At 28.0% G+C, this 4,547-nt stretch carries 4 protein-coding genes and 1 pseudogene; 2 read left to right on the plus strand and 3 right to left on the minus strand.

Annotated elements, in window-relative coordinates:
* The 3 genes and pseudogenes from ACH2BO_RS14455 to ACH2BO_RS14465 form a co-directional block, all read right to left on the minus strand.
* Window positions 1–159 (minus strand): annotated as a pseudogene (locus ACH2BO_RS14455) (carbonic anhydrase); the annotation flags it as partial.
* Window positions 160–166: 7 nt separating this feature from the next.
* The gene (locus ACH2BO_RS14460; protein ID WP_395045440.1) at window positions 167–1,771 is read right to left on the minus strand and encodes a SulP family inorganic anion transporter; all 1,605 of its coding nucleotides are present in this window, start codon (window positions 1,769–1,771) and stop codon (window positions 167–169) included.
* A 59-nt stretch (window positions 1,772–1,830) separates the two neighbouring features.
* A complete protein-coding gene (locus ACH2BO_RS14465; RefSeq protein ID WP_395045441.1) occupies window positions 1,831–2,136 on the minus strand; it encodes a hypothetical protein in 306 nt (101 codons plus the stop codon).
* Window positions 2,137–2,266: 130 nt separating this feature from the next.
* On the opposite strand from ACH2BO_RS14465, the gene ACH2BO_RS14470 reads away from it, so the two are divergent.
* Window positions 2,267–3,208, plus strand: a complete 942-nt coding sequence (locus ACH2BO_RS14470; protein WP_395045442.1) for a LysR substrate-binding domain-containing protein — start codon at window positions 2,267–2,269, stop codon at window positions 3,206–3,208.
* 498 nt (window positions 3,209–3,706) lie between these two features.
* Window positions 3,707–4,547, plus strand: an 841-nt coding sequence (locus tag ACH2BO_RS14475) for a hypothetical protein (RefSeq protein WP_395045443.1), incomplete at its 3' end; no start/stop codon positions are given.

Genomic DNA, 4,547 nt, shown 5'->3' on the forward strand with positions numbered 1-4,547 from the left:
TGCAAATGGATGTTGCCCATCAGAAGTTTCGTTGGCTTGTTCTAAAAGATTTCTGTTGGCTTTTAAATTATTCATGAATCTTTTATTTCCTTCTTTTAAAATTTCTATCGCCATTGAAGGTGTAATGGCTGCTTGCATTTCTTTATTTAATGTTTTCATTTGATTTTTAATTATTTGATTTGTGCTCTACAAATACGTGTTTTTCCTCTTCGCCAGTCTCAACTAAGCCATATGCTTTTTTGAAACCAACTAATTTAACTTTGATATTCTCTTCTTTGGAGTTAACTTTTTTAAATTCCTTTATTAAATCCAAGACATCATGTGCTATGTAAACTGTATCGGTAGCATTGATTTCTACTTTAGAATTTTCAGGAATTGATGCTAATGTTGATTTAATAGCTGCTTTATTTAAAAATGAAACTTCTTGTGCTAAATCAATATGAATAACATCGCCATCATGATATTCTTCTTTTCTGAATTTATAAGCTCTTCGCATATTGCCTTTCAAAATAAAAATGACACTAATTATCATTCCTAATGCAACTCCTTTCAATAAATCGGTAAAAACAACAGCTAATAAAGTTGCCATAAATGGAATGAATTGGTATTTCCCTTTTTCCCAAAAGTGCTTAAGTGTTTTTGGATTTGCCAACTTATATCCAATCATTAATAATACCGCAGCTAAAGTTGCTAAAGGTATTTTATTTAAAATAGTTGGAATAGCTAAAACACTAATTAATAATAAAACACCATGAATAATAGTTGACATTTTTGATTTTGCACCAGCCGTATTATTAGCCGTAGTTCTAACAACAACAGAAGTCATTGGTAAACCTCCTAAAAGAGCACTTAAAATATTACCAATACCTTGAGCTTTTAGTTCTATATTAGTATCTGTATATCTCTTTTGAGCATCCATTCTGTCTGCAGCTTCAATACATAACAAAGTTTCTATTGAAGCCACAACAGCAATTGTGATAGCGACAATCCATACTTTTGAATTTGTAATAGAAGCAAAATCAGGAAGGATAAATATACTTTTAAATTCTTCAAAAGAATTAGGAACAGGTAAAGTTACCAAATGATCGCTTTTTATAGATAAACTACTACCCGATAAAATGAAAAACTCATTCATTATAACACTTACAATTACAGCAATAAGTGCAGCTGGAACTAATTTTAATTTTTTAAGAAATTCAACTTTAGTCCAAGCTATTAAAATAGTTAATGATATCAAAGTAATAATTACTGAACCCAATTGAATGTGTCCAAATATTTGAAACAATTCGGAAAAAGTATTTTCTCCATCGGGTTGAAGAAAAGCTAAATCGCCTTGATAATCTTTATCATATCCAAAAGCATGTGGAATTTGTTTTAAAAAAATGATCACACCAATTCCGGCAAGCATTCCTTCAATAACATTAGTTGGAAAATAATTTGATATGGAACCTGCTTTAATAAAACCAAGTAAAAGTTGCATAATACCAGCTAATAAAACGGCTAATAAAAAAGCATTAAAGGCACCTAAATCAGTAATTGCAGTTAATACTATAGCGGTTAAACCCGCAGCTGGACCAGAAACACTTAAGTGTGATTTACTTAAAAATCCAACTACAATTCCGCCAATTACACCCGAAATAATTCCTGAAAATAATGGAGCTCCACTCGCAAGTGCAATTCCTAAACATAGTGGCAATGCCACCAAAAAAACCACTAAACCTGAAGCAAAGTCAGATTTGAGGTTAGCAAAAATATTGATTTTTTTTGTCATACCATAAATTAGTTAAATACATAAATGTTCCGCTGATGCGAAAAATGAAATCTGATGTATTAAACTAATTCGGGTGGTGGAATGAAGATTTCTTCAGAAATAAGGTCATGTTTTAAAACATTTTCTGAAATGATTTTTTTAGAATAATTAAAATTAAAAGCAATAAACTCAATATGATTTTTAAAAGTAAAATCTGCTTTTATTTCTTTATTTTCTTTATTTTCTTTATTTTCTTTTTGATTTTCCTTTTCAGACAAATCATAAATTAATGAAATATCAGCACTCTTCTCTATCAACATAACTACTATAGGTGCTGATAGAAAAGTAATAAAAAGAACTAATAAAGTACTTGCTAAAAATTTCATTTGGCTAAAATAAGAATTGAAATATGTAAATTCTTGTTTTTAATTATTTTTTAACATTATTAAAATTTAACAACTACTTATTATAAATTAAATTGATAGTTTTTATATTTGCATCAAATTTTATTATACAATGACAATTACTCAACTTCAATATGTTTTAGCAGTTGCAGAACATAAAAACTTTACACTTGCAGCCGAAAAATGTTTTGTAACACAGCCAACATTGAGTATGCAAATCCAAAAAGTTGAGGAAGAACTATCTATTTTAATTTTTGACAGAAGTAAAAAACCAATTCAACTTACAGATATTGGACTAAAAATTGTTAATCAAGCTAAAAATATTGTTAACGAAGCCAATAGAATTAATGATATTGTTGATCAACAAAAAGGGTTTATTGGTGGCGAATTTCGTTTAGGAATAATTCCAACAATTATGCCTACACTTTTACCAATGTTTTTGAAAATTTTTATCAAGAAATATCCAAAAGTAAATTTGATTATTGAAGAATTAAATACCGAAGACATCATTTTTAAATTAAATAATGGTCATCTTGATGCTGCAATTGCTGCAACTCCGTTAAACGAAGAAAAAATTAAAGAAGTAGTTTTATATTTTGAACCTTTTGTTGCTTACATTCCTGAGAATCATGATAATTTTAATAAAAAAGAGATAACAATTGAGGATTTAAATATTGATGAAATTTTATTACTTCAAGACGGACATTGTTTTAGAGATAGTGTTTTAAATCTTTGCAAAAATACCAATTATGCACAAAAAAGTCATTTTCAAATAGAAAGCGGAAGCTTTGAAACATTAATAAAACTAGCTGATGAAGGTTTGGGAACTACACTTTTACCCTATTTGCATACTTTAGATTTAAAAGAATCAGACAAATTAAAATTGCGTCATTTTATTGAGCCTAAACCTGCTCGTGAGGTTAGTCTAATTTATGCTAAAAGTGAATTAAAAATTCATATTATTGATGCTCTAAGAACTACAATTGCTGGAGTTATTAAAGGTGCAATTGTATTTAATAATGTTCAAATTGTTAGCCCAAAAATTGTTAAATAAAAAAACTTCCAAAAAAGTTTATATTTTTTTGGGAGCAACTTATTAGTCATCTTTTACTGTAATGACAATATCATCGTCGAGTTTAAATTCGCCTTTTTTAAAGTTTCTTTATTAACCAAAATTATTTCATAAGCCCAATTGAATTTATTTGCAATCTATTTCCACAAGATGAACAAACAATAGTGAGAGAAATTAAAATAAAAACCAAAATAAATTTCCTAATTCATATATTTAAATAATATAATCAAAACAATTTCATATATCATAAGAATGTTAACTTTAATTATAATTATTGCAATAAATATAATTACAAATAATATCCTTATGATAAATTATTGATGACATTAGTCTCATTTTTTTGATTTTTATGAATTTAAATGTCATTAATTATTATATATCTTTAAAAATATTTTTTTTTAATACTATTTTTAAATCAAGCATTATTAATTTGATATTTAATCATTACATTTGAACTAACGAACTAAAAACCAATTTATTATGAAAAAGAAATACTTTACTAAGCTATCAGTTTTATTTTTGTTTTTTTCTGTTGTTTTATTCAATAACACTTCATTCTCTCAAGTTCAATACCGTTATATGACTGGTTTTGGCTCTTCACTTTTAGATATAAACGACTCTGGAAATGCAATAAGAAGCAATGCAACATACAATTATTTAACAGATTCTTTTACTCCAATTGATGCTGATGCTAATTCAATATTAAGCATTAACAACAATGGAGATTTAATAGGAAACATGCCTTATGATGTAAATGGTGATGGTTCATTAATTATTGAACAACCTGGATATAAAAAAACTAGTAGCGTTTGGACACCTATGGGTTACTTTACTGGAGTAACAAGCGAAGCTTCTATTGCATTAGGTCAAATTTCTGAAAATGGAGTTTTTATTACAGGTCAAATGTCTATTGATTGTTGTCATCAGCAAGCATTTTTATACAATACAACAACTAGCGCTTTAGAACAAATTTCTAATCCAGTAAACGAATATAGTGCTGGTTATACTGTAAATAATACAGGGATTTTAGGTGGTTGGTATGATCCGCAACCGTCTGGCACATTGAGAGTTCCAGCATTTATGACAACCGGCTCTGTAATTACAGATATTCCTGGTGGATTGCCTGTTGATAGTAGTATAAATCAGGTTAGTGCAATTAATAATAACAATTTAATGGTTGGTGATAAAGATAACAGACCATTTATGTATAATTTAACAACCAATACTTTTACTCAATTTAATATTCCAGCAGGTTATGATTCGGCAACATTTACTAGCGTTTCTGATAATGGAATTGCAGTTGGATATTGTCAAAAATTTG

The organism is Flavobacterium sp. (genome assembly GCF_043773265.1).
Classification (GTDB): Bacteria; Bacteroidota; Bacteroidia; order Flavobacteriales; family Flavobacteriaceae; genus Flavobacterium.

What these genes read in the sequence shown, in the direction of transcription:
- ACH2BO_RS14465 (WP_395045441.1), bottom strand. Translation starts at nt 2,136, where the DNA reads ATGAAATTTTTAGCAAGTACTTTATTAGTTCTTTTTATTACTTTTCTA.
- ACH2BO_RS14470 (WP_395045442.1), top strand. Translation starts at nt 2,267, where the DNA reads ATGACAATTACTCAACTTCAATATGTTTTAGCAGTTGCAGAACATAAA.
- ACH2BO_RS14460 (WP_395045440.1), bottom strand. Translation starts at nt 1,771, where the DNA reads ATGACAAAAAAAATCAATATTTTTGCTAACCTCAAATCTGACTTTGCT.